17 protein-coding genes are annotated in these 15,943 nt (G+C 73.1%); 8 read left to right on the top strand and 9 right to left on the bottom strand.

Annotated features, from left to right (window positions below):
- Nucleotides 1-100: 100 nt before the first annotated feature.
- A complete protein-coding gene (locus ABT263_RS36910; protein ID WP_352297808.1) occupies nucleotides 101-871 on the bottom strand; it encodes an SDR family oxidoreductase in 771 nt (256 codons plus the stop codon).
- A 178-nt stretch (nucleotides 872-1,049) separates the two neighbouring features.
- On the opposite strand from ABT263_RS36910, the gene ABT263_RS36905 reads away from it, so the two are divergent.
- Entirely contained in the window at nucleotides 1,050-1,475 is a 426-nt protein-coding gene (locus ABT263_RS36905) for a MerR family transcriptional regulator (RefSeq protein WP_329490125.1), read from the top strand.
- The gene (locus ABT263_RS36900; RefSeq protein ID WP_329490126.1) at nucleotides 1,476-1,808 is read left to right on the top strand and encodes a thioredoxin family protein; all 333 of its coding nucleotides are present in this window, start codon (nucleotides 1,476-1,478) and stop codon (nucleotides 1,806-1,808) included.
- Between the two features lie 8 nt (nucleotides 1,809-1,816).
- Here the strand turns inward: ABT263_RS36900 and ABT263_RS36895 are convergent, their stop codons facing one another.
- Nucleotides 1,817-2,617, bottom strand: a complete 801-nt coding sequence (locus ABT263_RS36895; RefSeq protein WP_352297805.1) for an SURF1 family cytochrome oxidase biogenesis protein — start codon at nucleotides 2,615-2,617, stop codon at nucleotides 1,817-1,819.
- Between the two features lie 31 nt (nucleotides 2,618-2,648).
- Nucleotides 2,649-3,644, bottom strand: coding sequence for a DEDDh family exonuclease (locus ABT263_RS36890; RefSeq protein WP_352297802.1), 996 nt, complete (start codon nucleotides 3,642-3,644; stop codon nucleotides 2,649-2,651).
- Nucleotides 3,645-3,802: 158 nt separating this feature from the next.
- Here ABT263_RS36890 and ABT263_RS36885 point away from each other — a divergent pair, with 158 nt between their 5' ends.
- From ABT263_RS36885 to moaA, 4 genes are all read left to right on the top strand, one after another.
- Nucleotides 3,803-4,846 (top strand): zinc-dependent alcohol dehydrogenase family protein, encoded by a 1,044-nt coding sequence (locus ABT263_RS36885; protein WP_329490129.1) that lies wholly within the window; start codon nucleotides 3,803-3,805, stop codon nucleotides 4,844-4,846.
- Nucleotides 4,847-5,096: 250 nt separating this feature from the next.
- Nucleotides 5,097-5,453, top strand: a complete 357-nt coding sequence (locus tag ABT263_RS36880; RefSeq protein ID WP_352297799.1) for a DUF485 domain-containing protein — start codon at nucleotides 5,097-5,099, stop codon at nucleotides 5,451-5,453.
- On the top strand, nucleotides 5,450-7,060 hold the full coding sequence (locus ABT263_RS36875; protein ID WP_352297796.1) for a monocarboxylic acid transporter: 1,611 nt from the start codon (nucleotides 5,450-5,452) through the stop codon (nucleotides 7,058-7,060). Before ABT263_RS36880 ends, ABT263_RS36875 begins: the two co-directional genes overlap by 4 nt.
- Nucleotides 7,061-7,152: 92 nt before the next feature.
- A complete protein-coding gene (gene moaA / locus ABT263_RS36870; protein WP_329490132.1) occupies nucleotides 7,153-8,142 on the top strand; it encodes a GTP 3',8-cyclase MoaA in 990 nt (329 codons plus the stop codon).
- 47 nt (nucleotides 8,143-8,189) lie between these two features.
- On the opposite strand, the gene ABT263_RS36865 is transcribed toward moaA, so the two are convergent.
- The 6 genes from ABT263_RS36865 to ABT263_RS36840 all read right to left on the bottom strand — a co-directional run bounded on the left by ABT263_RS36865 (nucleotide 8,190) and on the right by ABT263_RS36840 (nucleotide 14,018).
- Entirely contained in the window at nucleotides 8,190-8,447 is a 258-nt protein-coding gene (locus tag ABT263_RS36865; RefSeq protein WP_352297793.1) for a hypothetical protein, read from the bottom strand.
- A 264-nt stretch (nucleotides 8,448-8,711) separates the two neighbouring features.
- Nucleotides 8,712-9,095 carry a DUF3099 domain-containing protein gene (locus ABT263_RS36860; protein WP_352297790.1) on the bottom strand — a complete coding sequence of 128 codons (384 nt, stop codon included), beginning with the start codon at nucleotides 9,093-9,095 and terminating at the stop codon, nucleotides 8,712-8,714.
- 103 nt (nucleotides 9,096-9,198) lie between these two features.
- Nucleotides 9,199-9,747: an RNA 2'-phosphotransferase gene (locus ABT263_RS36855; protein ID WP_352297787.1), complete on the bottom strand. Its 549-nt coding sequence runs from the start codon at nucleotides 9,745-9,747 to the stop codon at nucleotides 9,199-9,201.
- A gap of 28 nt (nucleotides 9,748-9,775) precedes the next feature.
- Nucleotides 9,776-11,173 carry a metallopeptidase TldD-related protein gene (locus ABT263_RS36850; RefSeq protein ID WP_352297784.1) on the bottom strand — a complete coding sequence of 466 codons (1,398 nt, stop codon included), beginning with the start codon at nucleotides 11,171-11,173 and terminating at the stop codon, nucleotides 9,776-9,778.
- The gene (locus ABT263_RS36845) at nucleotides 11,173-12,726 is read right to left on the bottom strand and encodes a TldD/PmbA family protein (RefSeq protein WP_352297811.1); all 1,554 of its coding nucleotides are present in this window, start codon (nucleotides 12,724-12,726) and stop codon (nucleotides 11,173-11,175) included. Before ABT263_RS36845 ends, ABT263_RS36850 begins: the two co-directional genes overlap by 1 nt.
- A 146-nt stretch (nucleotides 12,727-12,872) precedes the next feature.
- Nucleotides 12,873-14,018, bottom strand: coding sequence for an MBL fold metallo-hydrolase (locus tag ABT263_RS36840; protein ID WP_329490137.1), 1,146 nt, complete (start codon nucleotides 14,016-14,018; stop codon nucleotides 12,873-12,875).
- Nucleotides 14,019-14,359: 341 nt separating this feature from the next.
- On the opposite strand from ABT263_RS36840, the gene fabG reads away from it, so the two are divergent.
- Both fabG and fabI read left to right on the top strand, forming a co-directional pair.
- Nucleotides 14,360-15,079, top strand: a complete 720-nt coding sequence (gene fabG / locus ABT263_RS36835; protein ID WP_329490138.1) for a 3-oxoacyl-[acyl-carrier-protein] reductase — start codon at nucleotides 14,360-14,362, stop codon at nucleotides 15,077-15,079.
- 2 nt (nucleotides 15,080-15,081) lie between these two features.
- The gene (gene fabI / locus ABT263_RS36830) at nucleotides 15,082-15,849 is read left to right on the top strand and encodes an enoyl-ACP reductase FabI (protein ID WP_329490139.1); all 768 of its coding nucleotides are present in this window, start codon (nucleotides 15,082-15,084) and stop codon (nucleotides 15,847-15,849) included.
- Nucleotides 15,850-15,943: the final 94 nt, after the last annotated feature.

The following is a 15,943-nucleotide window of genomic DNA, read 5'->3' as shown; positions in this document are numbered from 1 at the left end:
CCCGGCATCCGTACGGATACTCAGGTCGCGCGGGGGCGCGGCGGCCGGCGCCGGCGTACGCGGGTCGCCTAGCCGCCCGCGACCGGCTCCGGCGGGCGGCTCAGAGCCCGCGCAGGGCGCCGCCGTCGACCGGGATCATCACACCGGTCAGATAGGAGGCGGCGGGGGAGAGCACGAAGGCGGCGACCTTCCCGAACTCCGCCGGGGTGCCGTAGCGGCGGAGCGGGATGCCGGCGCTGTTGCGGGCCCGGGCGGCGGCGGGGTCGCCGCCGAGGGCGTCCAGTTCGCGGACCCGGTCGGTGTCGATCCTGGCCGGGAGCAGGCCGACCACCCGGATCCCGCGCGGGCCCAGCTCGTCGGCGAGCGACTTGGCGGCCATCGCCAGGCCCGGCCGCAGCCCGTTGGAGATGCCCAGGCCGGGGATCGGCTCGCGGACCGAACCGGAGAGCACGAAGCCGATCACACCGCCCTCGCCGAGCGCCTCGGCCGCGGCCCGGGCCAGCCGCAGGGCGCCGAGGAAGACCGACTCGAAGGCGCCGCGCCAGGCCTCCTCGGGGGCGGTGCTCACCGGGCCGGGCGGCGGGCCGCCGACGCTGATCAGCACGCCGTCCAGCCGGCCGAAGCGCTCCACGGCCGCGCCGAGCAGCCGCCCGGCGGTCTCCGGGTCAGCGTTGTCGGCGACCAGGCCGTGCGCCGCGCCGCTGCCGCCGAGGGCGTCGAGCTCGGCCACCGCCGCGTCGACGGACTCCTTGTTCCGCCCGCTGACCAGCACCCGGGCGCCGTCGGCGGCGAGCTCGCGGGCGGCCGCCAGGCCGAGGCCCCGGGTGGCGCCGGTGACCACGTACACCGTGTCCTTCAGTCCAAGATCCATGGTTCCCATCCTGCCGGGTCGGGGGAGCGGCGGGGTAGGGGGCACGGCGGCCGCCGCGGCCCGGGGCGGCGGCGAGTTTCGGCCGACTGCGTCCGGGAGCTGGCCTTGACGCCCGCGTCAAGGTCTACCGTCGTACCCGACGGCGTTCGAACGGCGGTCGGAAGGAACGGGTGCGGTCATGCGGATCGGTGAGCTGGCGGAGCGGGCGGGGACGACCACCCGGGCACTGCGGTACTACGAGCAGCTCGGGCTCTTACCCGCCCGACGGGCCGGCAACGGCTACCGCGCGTACGGCGAGGACGATCTGCGGCTGCTGAAGCAGATCCGCACGCTCCAGGACTTCGGTTTCGAACTGGAGGAGACCCGCCCGTTCGTCGAGTGCCTGCGGGCGGGCCACCCGGAGGGGGACTCCTGCCCGGCCTCGTTGGAGGTCTACCGGCGCAAGCTGGCCGAGCTGGACGAGTGCATCACCCGGCTCCAGGAGGTCCGTACGCAGGTGGCCGAGCAGTTCGCCCGGGCCGAGCAGGCCCGTGACGAGCTGGCGGCCGAGGCCGCCTGGCAGACGCCGCAGTGTGAGTTGGCAGTCGAGTGGGAGGAGCGGTAGATGGGGAAGATCGCTGGAGTGCCGGAGGTCACGGACGACACGTTCGCGACCGAGGTGCTGGGGGCCGAAGGGCCGGTCCTGGTGGAGTTCACGGCGGACTGGTGCCCGCCGTGCCGCCAGATGGTGCCGGTGCTGGCCGACATCGCGAAGGAGCAGGCGCACCGGCTCACGGTGGTCACCGTGGACGTGGACCACAATCCGCAGACCCAGGCCGCGTACGGGGTCCTGTCGATGCCGACGCTGATGGTCTTCCGGGGCGGTGAGCCGGTGAAGTCCATGGTCGGCGCCCGGGCCAAGGTGCGGCTGCTGCGCGAACTGGAGGACGTGCTGTAGCTCGCGGGCTACGCCGGCACGCTCTCCTGCTCCACCTCGGCCTCGGCGGCCTCCTTGGCGCGGTCCTTGGCCTCGCGGCGCACCATCACCCAGAAGCCGACCGGGATCATCGCCGTGAACAGCCACCACTGGACCGCGTACGCCATGTGCGGGCCGATGTCGGAGTGGTTGGGCTCGGGCAGCAGCTCGGGCTGGTCGGCCGGGGCCGGGGTGGTGGTGGTGAGCTCCAGGTAGCCGCCGAGCAGGGTGGCGCCGGTCTCGCCGGCCTGCTGCTCGGTGCTGATCAGGTTGAACTGCCGGTCCGGCAGGCCGGCCCGGTCCCGGATGCCGCTGCCGGCCGCGGTCTCGTCGGCGCGCAGGCGGCCGGTGAGGGTGACCTCCCCGGCCGGCGCGGCCGGCACCTGCGGGTACTCGGTGGCGGAGCCGCCGGACGCCACCCAGCCGCGGTTGACCAGGACGCTGCCCTTGCCGTCGGAGAGCCGGAGCGGGGTGACGACGAAGTAGCCGATCTTGTCCCCGCCGGAACCGGTCCGCTTGCGGACCACGAACTCGTGCGCCGGGTCGTACTCCCCGGTCGCCGTCACCGTCCGCCAGGTCAGGTCCTTGGGGACGGTGAAGCCGGGCGAGCCCGACAGCGTGTCGAACGGGACCGGCCGGCCGGTGAGTGCCTGGGCGATGAGCTCGTTGCGGGCCACGCGTGCCTCGTGGCGGTGCAGCTGCCAGAACCCCAGCCGGATGGTGGTGGGGATCAGCAGCAGGGCGATCAGCAGCGTGATCACCCAGCGCCGCGAGAGCAGAAAACGGTACACACGGGCACGGTACGCCCACCTCACAACCGGATCACGCACCGGGGTGCGGGGCGACCTCGCGCAGCAGATGCAGGAAGGCGTCCTCGCCGAGGACCGGCGTGCCGACCTCGCGGGCCTTGCGGGCCTTGCCGCTCCAGCCCCCGGGCTCGTTGGTGACCAGCAGGCTGGTGAGCCGGCTCACCGAGGAGGCGATGTGCAGGCCGGCCTCCACCGCGCGGTCCTCCAGCACCTCGCGGTCGGTCGCGGTGTCGCCGGTGAACGCCACCCGCATGCCCTGCACCAGCGGCTTGCCGTCCTCCCAGCGCCCCGGGTTCGGGTAGGGGCACGGCGGGCGCTTCCTGGCCTGCCGGTAGGAGGCGCCGGTCCAGGAGCCGCGGGCGGGGGAGGCGGGCTCCTCCACGCCGAGGTCGGTGACGGCCACACAGGTCTGCAGCGGCAGTGGGACGCCCCCCGAGCGGGCCAGGTGCAGGCTGGGCCGGAACGCCTCGGCCAGCACCCGGGCGTCGTCGAGGGCGTTGTGCGCCTGGCGCTGGCGGACGCCGAAGTACGCCGCGAGCGAGGCCAGCTTGCCGTTGGGCAGCGGCAGCCGCAGGTCGCGGGAGAGGACCATGGTGCAGAGCCGCTGGTCCACCGGGGCGCGCAGGCCGGCCCGGGAGAACTCGCGGGAGATCATGTTCCAGTCGAAGAGCGCGTTGTGGGCGACCATCACCCGGCCGCGCAGCCGCTCGGCGAACTCGTCGGCGATCTCCGGGAAGCTGGGCGCGCCCGCCAGCACGTCGTCGGTGAGGCCGTGGATCCAGACCGGGCCGGGATCGCGCCCGGGGTTGACCAGCGTGTACCAGTGGTCGGTGACCTCCCCGTCGGCGTCCAGCTGGTAGAGGCCGGCCGAGATGACGCGGTCCGAGCGGCCGAGCCCGGTGGTCTCGACGTCGACCACCGCGAAACCCTCGTCGGGGGCGGCGGAGCGCTGGGCGGGGACGGGGACGGTCCGCGGCGCGCCGTTCGTCTCGGGCTGGATCGCATGCATGGTCAAACAGAATAAGCGCCGCCGCGACCGGGCTCGGCCGAAATGTTCGTACCGGTCGGCCGGAATAGAGTGGGACGCGTATTCGTCGTACACCCAGTCGAATATCCCCCGGCCGCACCACACCCCCACGCGGCCGTCTCTGCGAAGGACGAGTCCCCATGCGCGCCACCGTGATCCACGGCCCGAACGACATCCGGATCGAGGAGGTGCCGGACCCGGTGATCCAACGCCCGACCGATGCCGTGGTGCGGGTGGTGAACGCCTGCATCTGCGGCAGCGACCTCTGGGCCTACCGGGGCGTGGCGGCGCGGACGGCCGGGCAGCGGATCGGGCACGAGTTCCTCGGCGTGGTCGAGGAGGTCGGCACCGAGGTCCGCGACGTGCGCCCGGGCGACTTCGTGGTCGCCCCGTTCGTCTGGTCGGACGGCACGTGTGATTTCTGTCGCGAGGGCCTGCAGACCTCCTGCCCGCACGGCGGCTTCTGGGGCGAGGTCGGCTCGGACGGCGGCCAGGGCGAGGCCGTGCGCGTGCCGTTCGCCGACGGCACCCTGGTGCGGCTGCCCGGCGAGGCGGCGGGCGACGAGAAGCTGCTGCCGAACCTGCTCGCCCTCTCCGACGTGATGGCCACCGGCCACCACGCGGCCGTCACGGCGGGCGTGCGCGCCGGTGCCACCGTCGCGGTGGTCGGCGACGGCGCGGTCGGCCTGTGCGGCGTCCTGGCGGCGCACCGGCTCGGCGCGGGCCGGATCATCGCGCTCGGCCGGCACACCGCCCGTACCGACCTGGCCCGGCGCTTCGGGGCGACGGACGTGGTCGCCGAGCGCGGCGAGGCGGCGATCGAGGCGGTCAAGGAGCTGACCGGGGGACAGGGCGCGCACGCCGTGCTGGAGGCCGTCGGTACCGAGGAGTCGATGCGGACCGCGATCTCGATCGCCCGGGACGGCGGCGCGGTCGGGTACGTCGGCGTCCCGCACGGCGGTAGCGCCGGCGTGGACATCGGCCAGATGTTCGGCCGAAACGTTTCGCTCAGGGGCGGAGTCGCGCCGGCCCGCGCGTACATCCCCGAGCTGCTGCCGGACGTCCTCTCCGGCGCCATCGAGCCCGGCCTGGTCTTCGACCGCACCGTCGACCTGGACGGTGTCCCGGACGGCTACCGGGCGATGGACGACCGCTCCGCGCTGAAGGTGCGGATCGCTTTCTGACGCATCGTCACCACAGGCTCCACGAAGGGCGGCACCGCACATCGGTGCCGCCCTTCCCGTTGTCGGGAAGTGATGGTTTTCGGCCAATTGACTAGCGCGAGCGGGTGAACGGATGGCTGGTCACGGACAACCCCTTTCGGAGCGGGCACGACCCTCCTAGCATTGCGCGGCGCGCATCCGGACTGTGACGCCCCTCACGTCCGATCGTTCCACTGGTGCGACCACTACGCCGAAGGAGTGAGGAGACAGCGTGGAATCGCCGCCGATCACCACTGCCCCTACCGAAGTCCAACTCATTGAAGAGGGCGAGGAGTTCCGCACCCTTCGAAGCTCGTTCCGGAGCTTCGCCTTCCCGGTCACCATCGGCTTCGTCCTCTGGTACCTGCTCTACGTCCTGCTCTCCAGCTACGCCCCCGGCCTCATGGGCACCAAGGTGGCCGGGCACGTCAACGTCGCCCTGGTGCTGGGGCTGCTGCAGTTCGTCACCACCTTCGCCATCGCGGCCTGGTACGCGCGCTACGCGGACCGGCGGCTCGACCCGCCCGCCGCCGCGATCCGCGAAGCCCAGGGCGCCGTGGTCCACGCTCCCCGGGAGGCCGCCGAATGACCCTGCTCGCCAGCTCCGCCACCGAGCACCGCGGTCTGACGATGACCCTGTTCGGGTTCTTCGTCCTGGCCACCCTCGGCATCACCGTCTGGGCCGGACGGCAGACCAAGGGCGCCGCCGACTTCTACGCCGGCGGCCGGAGCTTCACCGGGTTCCAGAACGGCCTGGCCATCTCCGGCGACTACATGTCCGCCGCGTCCTTCCTCGGCATCGCCGGCGCCATCGCGCTCTCCGGCTACGACGGCTTCCTCTACTCGATCGGCTTCCTGGTCGCCTGGCTGGTCGCCCTGCTGCTGGTCGCCGAACCGCTGCGCAACTCCGGCCGCTACACCATGGCCGACGTCCTGGCCTTCCGGATGAAGCAGCGCCCCGTCCGGACCGCCGCGGGAATCTCCACCATCGTGGTGTCGATCTTCTACCTGCTCGCCCAGATGGTCGGCGCCGGCACGCTGGTCGCCCTGCTGCTCGGCGTCAGCGGGGACGGCACCAAGCGGCTGACCATCGTCGCGGTCGGCGCCCTGATGGTGATCTACGTGGTGATAGGGGGCATGAAGGGCACCACCTGGGTGCAGATCGTCAAGGCGGTGCTGCTGATCGCGGGCACCGCCCTGATGACCGTCCTGGTGCTGGCCAAGTACCACTTCAACCCCTCCGCGCTGCTCGGCGCCGCCGCCGACGCCAGCGGCAAGGGCGCCGCGTTCCTCGAACCGGGGCTGAAGTACGGGGTCAACGGGACGACCAAGCTCGACTTCCTCAGTCTCGGGATCGCGCTGGTGCTCGGCACCGCGGGCCTGCCGCACATCCTGGTCCGCTTCTACACCGTCCCCACCGCCAAGGCCGCCCGGAAGTCCGTGCTCTGGGCGATCGGCATCATCGGGGGCTTCTACCTGATGACCCTGGCGCTCGGCTTCGGCGCGGCCGCGCTGGTCGGCCCCAAGGCGATCAAGGCGGCCAACCCGGCCGGCAACACCGCCGCCCCGCAGCTCGCCGAGCAGCTCGGCGGCGGCCCGGGCACCACCGGTGGCGCGATCCTGCTCGCGGTGATCTCGGCGGTGGCCTTCGCCACCATCCTGGCCGTGGTGGCAGGCCTCACCCTGGCCTCCTCGGCCTCCTTCGCCCACGACCTCTACGCCAACGTCATCCGGCGCGGCAAGGCGTCCGAGAAGGAGGAGATCCTCTCGGCCAAGTGGGCCGCGGTCGCGATCGGCGCGGTCGCCATCGTGCTCAGCCTCTTCGCGGGGAAGCTCAACACCGCCGCCCTGGTCGCGCTGGCCTTCGCGGTGGCCGCCTCCGCCAACCTGCCCACGCTGCTCTACTCGCTGTTCTGGAAGCGCTTCACCACGACCGGCGCGGTCAGCTCGGTCTACGCCGGGCTGGTCAGCTCGGTGACGCTGGTGTTCTTCTCGCCGGTCGTCTCCGGCGGCAAGGCCTCGCTCTTCCCGGACGCCGACTTCCACTGGTTCCCGCTGGAGAACCCCGGACTGGTCTCCATCCCGATCGGCTTCCTGGCCGGCTGGATCGGCACCCTGCTCTCCAAGGAGAAGGCCGACCCGGCGAAGTACGCTGAACTCGAGGTCCGCTCGCTGACCGGGCTGGGCGCCCACTGACGGGCGGGTGATGACTAAGCTGGCCCGGCCCCGCGGGAGCGGGGACCGGGCCGGCCGCACTCCCGGCCGCATACTCACGGGAAGGGACCGCCGTGCTGCTCGACACCTTCGGCCGGCAGGCCGTCGACCTGCGGGTCTCCCTCACCGACCGGTGCAACCTGCGCTGCACCTACTGCATGCCCGAGGAGGGCCTGCAGTGGCTGGCCAAGCCCGACCTGCTCACCGACGAGGAGATCGTCCGGCTGGTCGGCCTCGCCGTGCGCGAGCTCGGCGTCCGGGAGGTCCGGTTCACCGGGGGTGAGCCGCTGCTGCGCCCGGGGCTGGTCGGCATCGTCGCCGCCTGCTCCGCGCTCGAACCCCGCCCCGAGCTCTCGCTGACCACCAACGGCATCGGCCTCGCCCGGACCGCCGGGGCGCTGCGCGCCGCCGGGCTGGACCGGGTCAACGTCTCGCTCGACACCCTCGACCCGGACACCTTCCACACCCTCACCCGTCGCCGCCGCCACCAGGACGTGCTGGACGGGCTGAGCGCCGCCGTCGCCGCCGGGCTGACGCCGGTCAAGCTGAACGCCGTCCTGATGCGCGGGGTCAACGACCACGAGGCGCCCGAGCTGCTCGCCCGGTGCCTGGCGGAGGGCTACGAGCTGCGGTTCATCGAGCAGATGCCGCTGGACGCCCAGCACGGCTGGGACCGCTCGTCGATGGTGACCGCCGGGGAGATCCTGGAACGGCTCGCCACCCGGTTCACGCTGACCCCCGAGCCCTCGGACCGCCGCGGCGCGGCTCCGGCCGAGCGCTGGCTGGTGGACGGCGGCCCGGGCCGGGTCGGCGTGATCGCCTCGGTCACCCGGCCGTTCTGCCGCGCCTGCGACCGCACCCGGCTGACCGCAGACGGCCAGGTCCGCAACTGCCTGTTCGCGACCGGCGAGACGGACCTGCGGACGGCGCTGCGGTCGGGCGCCGGGGACGACGAGATCGCCGAGCTCTGGCGTGCGGCGATGTGGGGCAAGAAGGCCGGGGCCGGGATCGACGCCCCGGAGTTCCTGCAGCCCGAGCGGCCGATGTCCGCGATCGGCGGCTGACCGGCTCCGTACCGCCGGGCCCTGTCGCCGGGCCCTGTCGCCGGACGCTACGCGGACGGTTCGGCGGGGCCCGGCGCGTCCGGCGCGGTCCAGTCGGCGAGGGCGACGACCTCCTTGAGGAAGCCGCGCACGCCGAGGAACTGCGAGAGGTGCTCGCGGTGCTCCTCGCAGGCCGCCCAGGTCTTGCGGCGGTCGGGGGTGTGCAGCTTCGGGTTGTTCCAGACCAGCACCCACCGGGCGTCCGCCCGGCAGCCCTTGGCCGAGCAGACCGGTGCCTGCGTCTGCGGGGAGCCCGGGGATTCCATGGTGCCGTCCTCAGCGATAGCGGGTCGTCTGCACCGCCAGTCTTTCACGCTCCCGGACGGCGACGGCGCGTCCGGGCATGGCGACGCCGGGCAGCCACGGGGGGAGCCGCCCGGCGTCGGTCCGTCGCTCCGACGGGGGATGCGGAGCGCGTACGCAGTATGTCACGGCAGGACCCCGGCATGGGGAGGTCTTGCATGATTAATCTGAGGTTCTTTTGAGCTTTCTGTCGAGGGAGTCGCTGGAAAACCCCCTAAAACGGACAGTCAGTTCGATGGCTGTGAAGAATCGGTGGGCACGCTCCGTGCCACACCGGCATCATGTGAAGCGCCGGCCCCACCAGTACCGCCGGGGCCGAGCATCAGTACGGTCTCCGGCGGTACGTCGAAGGTGCTCGGCAGCCCCGGCGCCCGCTCGCGGCCGGCGTTGGCGATCAGCACCGCGAAGTAGGGCAGCAGCACCGCGCCCGCGAGTGCGGCGAACGCGAGCACCCGCTGGACGTCCCACAGGACCACCGCGAGCAGCACGCAGACGGTGCGGAGCAGCATCGAGGCCACGTAGCGGCGCTGTCGGCCCCGGACGTCCTCGGTGAGGCTGCTGCGTGCCCCCGTGATCCGGTGGACCTGTCCACCGCCGGCGCTCTTGCCCATGTCCTACCGCCCTCGTCCACGCACCTGCCGTGCCTCGCAGCGCGGCCACTTCACGGTACGCCGCGCGGGGGCGGCCGACGAGACCGGGGGCGGACGCCGCGTCCTAATGGAGCAGGGAGAGGTACTCCGGGGGTACCGCGTCGGTCAGCCAGACGCCGTTGGCGCTGATCCGGAAGGCGTGACCGGCCGCCGCCATGGCGGCGGCGTCGACCGCCAGGACCACCGGCCGGCCGTGCCGGGAGCCGACCCGCAGCGCGGTGTCGGTGTCGGCCGAGAGGTGGACGTCCTGGCGGGCCATCGGCCGCAGGCCCTGGCGGAATATCGCGTCCAGGCTCCGGGAGGCGGTGCCGTGGAACAGCCGGGCCGGCGGCTCGGCGGCGGCCAGACCGAGGTCGACCGCCACCGTGTGCCCCTGGCTGGCGCGGATCGAGAGACCGTCGTCGGAGTAGGCGAAGCGGCGCTTGTTGTTGGTCGCCACCACGTGGTCCAGCTCGGACCTGGTCAGCCGGGTGCCGTTCGCCGCCAGCGCGGCGAGCAGCACGTCCACCCCGACCCAGCCGGCCTCGTCCAGCGTGATCCCGATCCGCTCGGGCTCGTGCCGCAGGACGCGGGACAGGGTCTTGCTGGTCCTGACCGTGCGCTTCTCGTCCATCTCTCCCGATCCCTCGCCCCCGAGCCGGCTAGGAGGCCTGGCTCACCGAACTCATGTTGAACCCCGCGACCCGCACCGGCGGCATCGCGGCCCGGGTGAACCAGTCGCCCCACTCACGCGGCAGGCAGCGCTCCGTCCGGCCCACCTCGGTGATCCGGCCGAGCAGGTCGACCGGCGACTCGTTGAACCTGAAGTTGTTCACCGCGCCGACCACCTGGCCGTTCTCCACCAGGTACACGCCGTCCCGGGTGAGGCCGGTGAGCAGCAGGTTCGCCGGGTCCACCTCGCGGATGTACCAGAGGCAGGTGACCAGCAGGCCGCGCTCGGTGCGGGCGATCATCTCGTCCAGGGTCGGCGCGCCCGCTCCGTCGGCCGTCTCCAGCACCAGGTTGTCCACCGCCGGGCGCAGTGCCAGGCCGGTGAGCCCGGCGGAGTGCCGGGTGGTGATCAGCTCGGCCAGCTCGCCGTCGCGGATCCACTCGGTGGCGGTGAGCTCCAGGCCGTTGTCGAAGACCGAGGAGTCCCCGCCGGTGGAGTGGGTCAGGACGAAGGGCGCCGCCTCCAGCCCCGGCTCGGCCGGGTCGGAGCGCAGCGTCAGCGGCAGGGCGGCCAGCTTGTCGCCCACCCTGGTGCCGCCGCCCGGCTTGGAGAAGACCGTCCGGCCCTCGGCGGCGTCCCGGCCGCCGGCGGACCAGCTGAGGTAGACCATCAGGTCGGCCACGGCCGAGGGCGGCAGCAGCGTCTCGTAGCGGCCGGCCGGCAGGTCGATCTTCCGGGCGCCCCAGGCCAGCCGCTTGGTCAGCTCGGTGTGCAGCGCGGCGACGTCCACGTCGGAGAAGTCCCGGGTGGCGGCGCCCGCCCAGGCGGAGCCGGACAGGTCGGCGGTCTTGGCGTTCAGCTCGACCGTGCCGGTCGGCTGGTCGTGGCGCAGCCGCAGGCCGGTGGAGGTGCCCAGGTAGCTGGAGACCACCTCGTGCCGGGCGAAGCCGTACAGCAGCTCGCCCTGGGCGGCGGCCCGGGCGAAGGCCTCGCCGAGGGCGGGCGCGAAGGCCGCGAAGACCTCGATCGAGGTCTCGGCCGGGGGCCCGGCGAAGTCGGGCGAGGACGGCCGGTCGGCCACCAGCGGCTGCGCGTCCTCGGCCGGACCGGCCGCCAGGGCGGCCTGCTCGGCGGCCCGCACCAGGCCCTCCACCTCGTCCGCGGTGACGGCCTCGCGGGAGACCACGCCGGAGGCGGTGCCCTCGGCGCCGGCCACCGTGGCGATCACGGTGAGCCGCCGGCCCCTGGTCACCCCGTTGGTGGTGAGCGCGTTGCCGGCCCAGCGCAGGTTGGCGGTCGACTCCTCGTCGGCGATCACCACGCAGCCGTCGGCGCGGGAGAGGCCGAGCGCCAGCTCGACGAGTTCGTGGGGCTGAATCGCGGTCATCAGTGACCCGCCTCCTGCTGGGTGTTGAGCACGTTGACGTTGCGGAACAGCGCCGAGGGGCAGCCGTGGCTGACCGCCGCGACCTGGCCGGGCTGGGCCTTGCCGCAGTTGAAGGCCCCGCCGAGCACGTAGGTCTGCGGGCCGCCGACGGCCGCCATCGAGCCCCAGAAGTCGGTGGTGGTGGCCTGGTAGGCGAAGTCCTTGACCTGGCCCGCGAGTTCGCCGTTGCGGATGGCGTAGGCGCGCTGACCGGTGAACTGGAAGTTGTAGCGCTGCATGTCGATCGACCAGGAGCGGTCGCCGACGATGTACAGGCCGTTCTCCACGCCGGCGAACAGGCCCTCGGTGTCGGGGCCGTCGGCGGCCGGCTGGAGCGAGACGTTGGCCATCCGCTGGACCGGGACGTGGGCGGGGGAGTCGGCGAAGGCGCAGCCGTTGGAGCGGTCGAAGCCCTTGAGCTCCGCCATGCCGCGGTCGAGCTGGTAGCCGACCAGGACACCGTCCTTGACGAGGTCCCAGGACTGCGTGGCGACGCCCTCGTCGTCGTAGCCGATGGTGGAGAGGCCGTGCTCGGCGGTGCGGTCGCCGGTGACGTGCATCAGCTCGGAGCCGTAGCGCAGCGAGCCCAGCTTGTCGAAGGTGGCGAAGGAGGTGCCGGCGTAGGCGGCCTCGTAGCCGAGCGCGCGGTCCAGCTCGGTGGCGTGGCCGATCGACTCGTGGATCGTCAGCCAGAGGTTGGACGGGTCGACGACCAGGTCGTAGCGGCCCGGCTCGACGCTCGGCGCCTTCATCTTCTCGGCCAGCAGGGCGGGCAGTTCGGCCAGCTCGGCGTCCCAGTCCCAGCCGGTGCCGCGCAGGTACTCGAAGCCGCGCCCGGCCGGCGGGGCCAGCGTGCGCATCGAGTCGAAGGCCCCGGTGCGCTCGTCCACCGAGGTGGCCTCCAGCGAGGGGTGCAGCCGGATCCGCTGCTGGGTGGTGACGGTGCCGGCGGTGTCGGCGTAGAACTTGTTCTCCTGCACCGTCAGCAGGCTGGCGCTGACGTGCGAGACGCCCTCGGCGCCGAGCAGGCGCGCGCTCCAGTCGGCGAGCAGCGCGGTCTTCTCCGCGTCCGGCACCTCGAAGGGGTTCAGCTCGTACGCGGAGACCCAGGTGGCGTCCGGGTAGACCGGCTCGTCCGCCAGCTCGACGCGCTCCTTCGCACCGGCCGCCCGGCTGATCCCGCCGGACAGCCGGGCCACCGCGACGGCCTGTTCGGCGACCCGCGCCGCCGCGGCCCCGGTGAGGTCGACCCCGGCGGCGAAGCCCCAGGCGCCGTCCAGCAGCACCCGGACGGCGAAGCCGAGCTGGACGCTGTCGGAGGTGCCGGCCGGCCGGGCGTCGCGCAGCCGCCAGGACGCGCTGCGGACCCGCTCCAGGCGGAAGTCGGCGTGTTCGGCGCCGAGTTCCCGGGCGCGGGTGAGTGCCGCGTCGGCCAGGGCGCGCAGCGGGTAGGCGAGGAACAGCGGGTCGACGGCGCGCCCGTGCGGGGCGCCGGAACTGCTGGTCGGGGACATCGGAGGCAAGCGGGCTCCCTGGTCGGGGGGATGACGGTGCGGGTACTCCGAACCGGGTACCCGCACGGCATCATGTCCCGTTCAGGGGGTTTCGGCCAGCGCATTCGGGCGGTGACACGCGGCGGCCGCCGCCCCCGGGGATCCGGTCAGCCGACCGTCTCCCACCAGCCGTCCAGCTCCGGCGGGTTGTCGACGTCCACCCGCTCGCCGGGGCGCGGCACCGCGAGCGGGACGGCCTGCGCCTTGGCCTCGACCAGCAGCCGCTCGATCGGCTCGGCCCAGGGGTGCAGGCCCAGGTTGAAGGTGCACCAGTGGACGGGCACCAGCAGGCCGGCGTTCAGCTCGCGGTGGGCGAGGACGGCGTCCTCCGGCGTCATGTGGATGTCCGCCCAGGCCGTGTCGTAGGCGCCGATCTGCATCAGGGCGGCGTCGAACGGGCCGTGCTGCTCGCCGATCCGCGCGTAGCCCTCGAAGTAGCCGGAGTCCCCGGTGTAGAAGACCTTGCGGGTCGGCCCGGCGATCACCCAGGAGCCCCAGAGCGTGGTGTTGCGGGTCAGACCGCGCCCGGAGAAGTGGTGGGCGGAGGTGAGCGTGACGGCGAGTTCGCCGAGCGTGCAGGTCTCGTCCCAGTCCAGCTCGATGATCCGGTGCTCCGGGACGCCCCAGCGGCGCAGGTGGCCGCCGATGCCGAGCGGCACCGCGAACGGCGCGGACTGGCTGCGGACCAGCCGCTTGACCGTCGCCATGTCCAGGTGGTCGTAGTGGTCGTGCGAGATGAGCACCGCGTCGACCTGCGGCAGCTCCTCCAGCTCGACCGGCACCGGGTGCAGCCGCTTGGGGCCGACGTGCGCCGTGGGGGAGCAGCGCTCGCTCCAGACCGGGTCGAGCAGCACCCGGGTGCCCTCGATCTCGACCAGCGCGGAGGCGTGCCCGTACCAGGTGATCTCCACGCCCTCGGCGGCCTCGCGCGGTCCGCCGGCCGGGCGGACGGTGGGCACCGGGTGGGCCGGGACCCGGCCCTCGCGCTGGAACAGCATCCGGCGCACGGTGTCCCGGTCGATGTCCGGCGCGGACTTGGCCCGGGCCAGGGTGGACGGCGCGTTGTGGAAGACGCCGTCCCGGTACTGCGGGGAGTTGCGCACCCGGGCCTCCCGGGCGGCGTCCGGCCGCCGTCCGAAGGCCGCCGGCAGGTCGCGCAGCGACCAGGCGGCCGCTCCCGCGCCGGCCGCCAGGGCGGCCAGGGCCAGCAGTCGTCCCCGCCGGTGGGTGGTACCGGACTGTGCGTCGCTCATCCGTGCTCTGCCTTCGCTCGTCGCCGTGGCCGCCGGGCCCCGCGCGCCGGGACCCGTCCGGGAACTTCGGTACGGCCGGCCCCGGTCGTCCCGCACCACGGGGGCAACGGGTGCGCCCCGTCGCGTTGTTCCCGGAAGACCGCCGCAGTGGACGCCACAAGGGTAGGCCGGGGCGGTCGGCGACCGGGGACGGGCGGGCTCCGGTACGGATTGTCGGATTGCGACAGTTCCTTCGGTGAGGCGCTGTGGGAGCCCGATTCGTCGCCGCCCGGGGCCGACCGATAGCGTCACACTGCGTGCTCATACCGACGTACGCGCACACTACGGAGAGAGGTGGATCGTTGAGCCGCTCGGTTCTCGTCACCGGAGGAAACCGGGGCATCGGCCTCGCGATCGCCCTGGCCTTCGCCGAGGCGGGCGACAAGGTCGCCATCACCAGCCGCTCGGGTGAGGTTCCCGCGGAGCTGGCCAAGTACGACGTGCTCGCGGTGCGCTGCGACATCACCGACAACGCGCAGGTCGACGCGGCGTTCACGGAGATCGAGGCCAAGCACGGCGGGGTCGAGGTGCTGGTCGCCAACGCGGGCATCACCCACGACACCCTGCTGCTGCGGATGTCCGAAGAGGACTTCACCTCCGTCGTGGACACCAACCTGACCGGGGCGTTCCGGGTGGTCAAGCGCGCCTCCAAGCTGATGATGCGCGCGCGCAAGGGCCGGGTCGTGCTGATCTCCTCGGTGGTCGGTCTCACCGGCTCCCCGGGCCAGGCCAACTACGCCGCCTCCAAGGCCGGCCTGGTCGGCTTCGCGCGCTCGCTGGCGCGTGAGCTCGGCCCGCGCAACATCACCGTCAACGTGGTCGCCCCCGGCTTCGTCGACACCGACATGACCGCAGTGCTCAGCGACGAGCGCCGCGCGGAGATCGTCTCGGGCGTGCCGCTGGGCCGCTACGCGGCGCCCGCCGAGGTCGCCAACACCGTGCGGTTCCTCGGTTCGGACGAGGCCGCGTACATCACCGGAGCCGTCATTCCCGTAGACGGCGGATTGGGCATGGGTCACTGAGCATGAGTGGAATCCTTGAGGGCAAGCGGATCCTGATCACCGGAGTGCTGATGGAGTCCTCCATCGCCTTCCACACCGCGAAGCTCGCGCAGGAGCAGGGCGCGGAGATCATCCTCACCGCCTTCCCCCGGCCCAGCCTCACCGAGCGGATCGCCAAGAAGCTGCCGAACCCGGTCAAGGTGCTGGAGCTGGACGTCTCCAGCGAGGAGCAGCTGGCCGGCATCGCCGACCAGGTCCGCGAGCACCTGCCGACCCTGGACGGCATCGTCCACTCGATCGGCTTCGCCCCGCAGGACGCCCTGGGCGGCAACTTCCTGAACACGCCGTGGGAGTCCGTGGCGACCGCCATGCACGTCTCGGCGTTCTCGCTGAAGTCGCTCACCACGGCGCTGCTGCCGCTGATGCAGGACGGCGGCTCGGTCGTCGGTCTGACCTTCGACGCCCAGTTCGCCTGGCCGAAGTACGACTGGATGGGCCCGGCCAAGGCCGCGCTGGAGGCCACCTCCCGCTACATGGCCCGTGAGCTCGGCGACCGCAACATCCGGGTCAACCTGGTCTCGGCCGGCCCGATCGGCTCGATGGCCGCCAAGTCCATCCCGGGCTTCGCGGACCTCGCCGCCACCTGGGACACCCGCTCGCCGCTGAAGTGGGACCTCTCCGACCCGGAGCCGGCCGGCCGCGGCGTCGTCGCCCTGCTCTCGGACTGGTTCCCGAAGACCACCGGCGAGATCGTCCACGTGGACGGCGGCCTGCACGCCATCGGCGCCTGACCGCTGCCCGCACCACCGCGGCCCGGCACCCCCCCCGGGGGGGGGGGGGCCCCGGGGGGGGGGGGGGCCCCCCCCCCCCCGGGGGGCGCGGGGC

It is taken from the genome of Kitasatospora sp. NPDC001603 (genome assembly GCF_040298365.1).
Classification (GTDB): domain Bacteria; phylum Actinomycetota; class Actinomycetes; order Streptomycetales; family Streptomycetaceae; genus Kitasatospora.
This window is presented reverse-complemented; position numbering and strand designations above follow the sequence as displayed.

What these genes read in the sequence shown, in the direction of transcription:
- ABT263_RS36910 (WP_352297808.1), bottom strand. Translation starts at nt 871, where the DNA reads ATGGATCTTGGACTGAAGGACACGGTGTACGTGGTCACCGGCGCCACC.
- ABT263_RS36905 (WP_329490125.1), top strand. Translation starts at nt 1,050, where the DNA reads ATGCGGATCGGTGAGCTGGCGGAGCGGGCGGGGACGACCACCCGGGCA.
- ABT263_RS36900 (WP_329490126.1), top strand. Translation starts at nt 1,476, where the DNA reads ATGGGGAAGATCGCTGGAGTGCCGGAGGTCACGGACGACACGTTCGCG.
- ABT263_RS36890 (WP_352297802.1), bottom strand. Translation starts at nt 3,644, where the DNA reads ATGCATGCGATCCAGCCCGAGACGAACGGCGCGCCGCGGACCGTCCCC.
- ABT263_RS36885 (WP_329490129.1), top strand. Translation starts at nt 3,803, where the DNA reads ATGCGCGCCACCGTGATCCACGGCCCGAACGACATCCGGATCGAGGAG.
- ABT263_RS36875 (WP_352297796.1), top strand. Translation starts at nt 5,450, where the DNA reads ATGACCCTGCTCGCCAGCTCCGCCACCGAGCACCGCGGTCTGACGATG.
- ABT263_RS36865 (WP_352297793.1), bottom strand. Translation starts at nt 8,447, where the DNA reads ATGGAATCCCCGGGCTCCCCGCAGACGCAGGCACCGGTCTGCTCGGCC.
- ABT263_RS36860 (WP_352297790.1), bottom strand. Translation starts at nt 9,095, where the DNA reads ATGGGCAAGAGCGCCGGCGGTGGACAGGTCCACCGGATCACGGGGGCA.
- ABT263_RS36855 (WP_352297787.1), bottom strand. Translation starts at nt 9,747, where the DNA reads ATGGACGAGAAGCGCACGGTCAGGACCAGCAAGACCCTGTCCCGCGTC.
- ABT263_RS36850 (WP_352297784.1), bottom strand. Translation starts at nt 11,173, where the DNA reads ATGACCGCGATTCAGCCCCACGAACTCGTCGAGCTGGCGCTCGGCCTC.
- ABT263_RS36845 (WP_352297811.1), bottom strand. Translation starts at nt 12,726, where the DNA reads ATGTCCCCGACCAGCAGTTCCGGCGCCCCGCACGGGCGCGCCGTCGAC.
- ABT263_RS36840 (WP_329490137.1), bottom strand. Translation starts at nt 14,018, where the DNA reads ATGAGCGACGCACAGTCCGGTACCACCCACCGGCGGGGACGACTGCTG.
- fabI (WP_329490139.1), top strand. Translation starts at nt 15,082, where the DNA reads ATGAGTGGAATCCTTGAGGGCAAGCGGATCCTGATCACCGGAGTGCTG.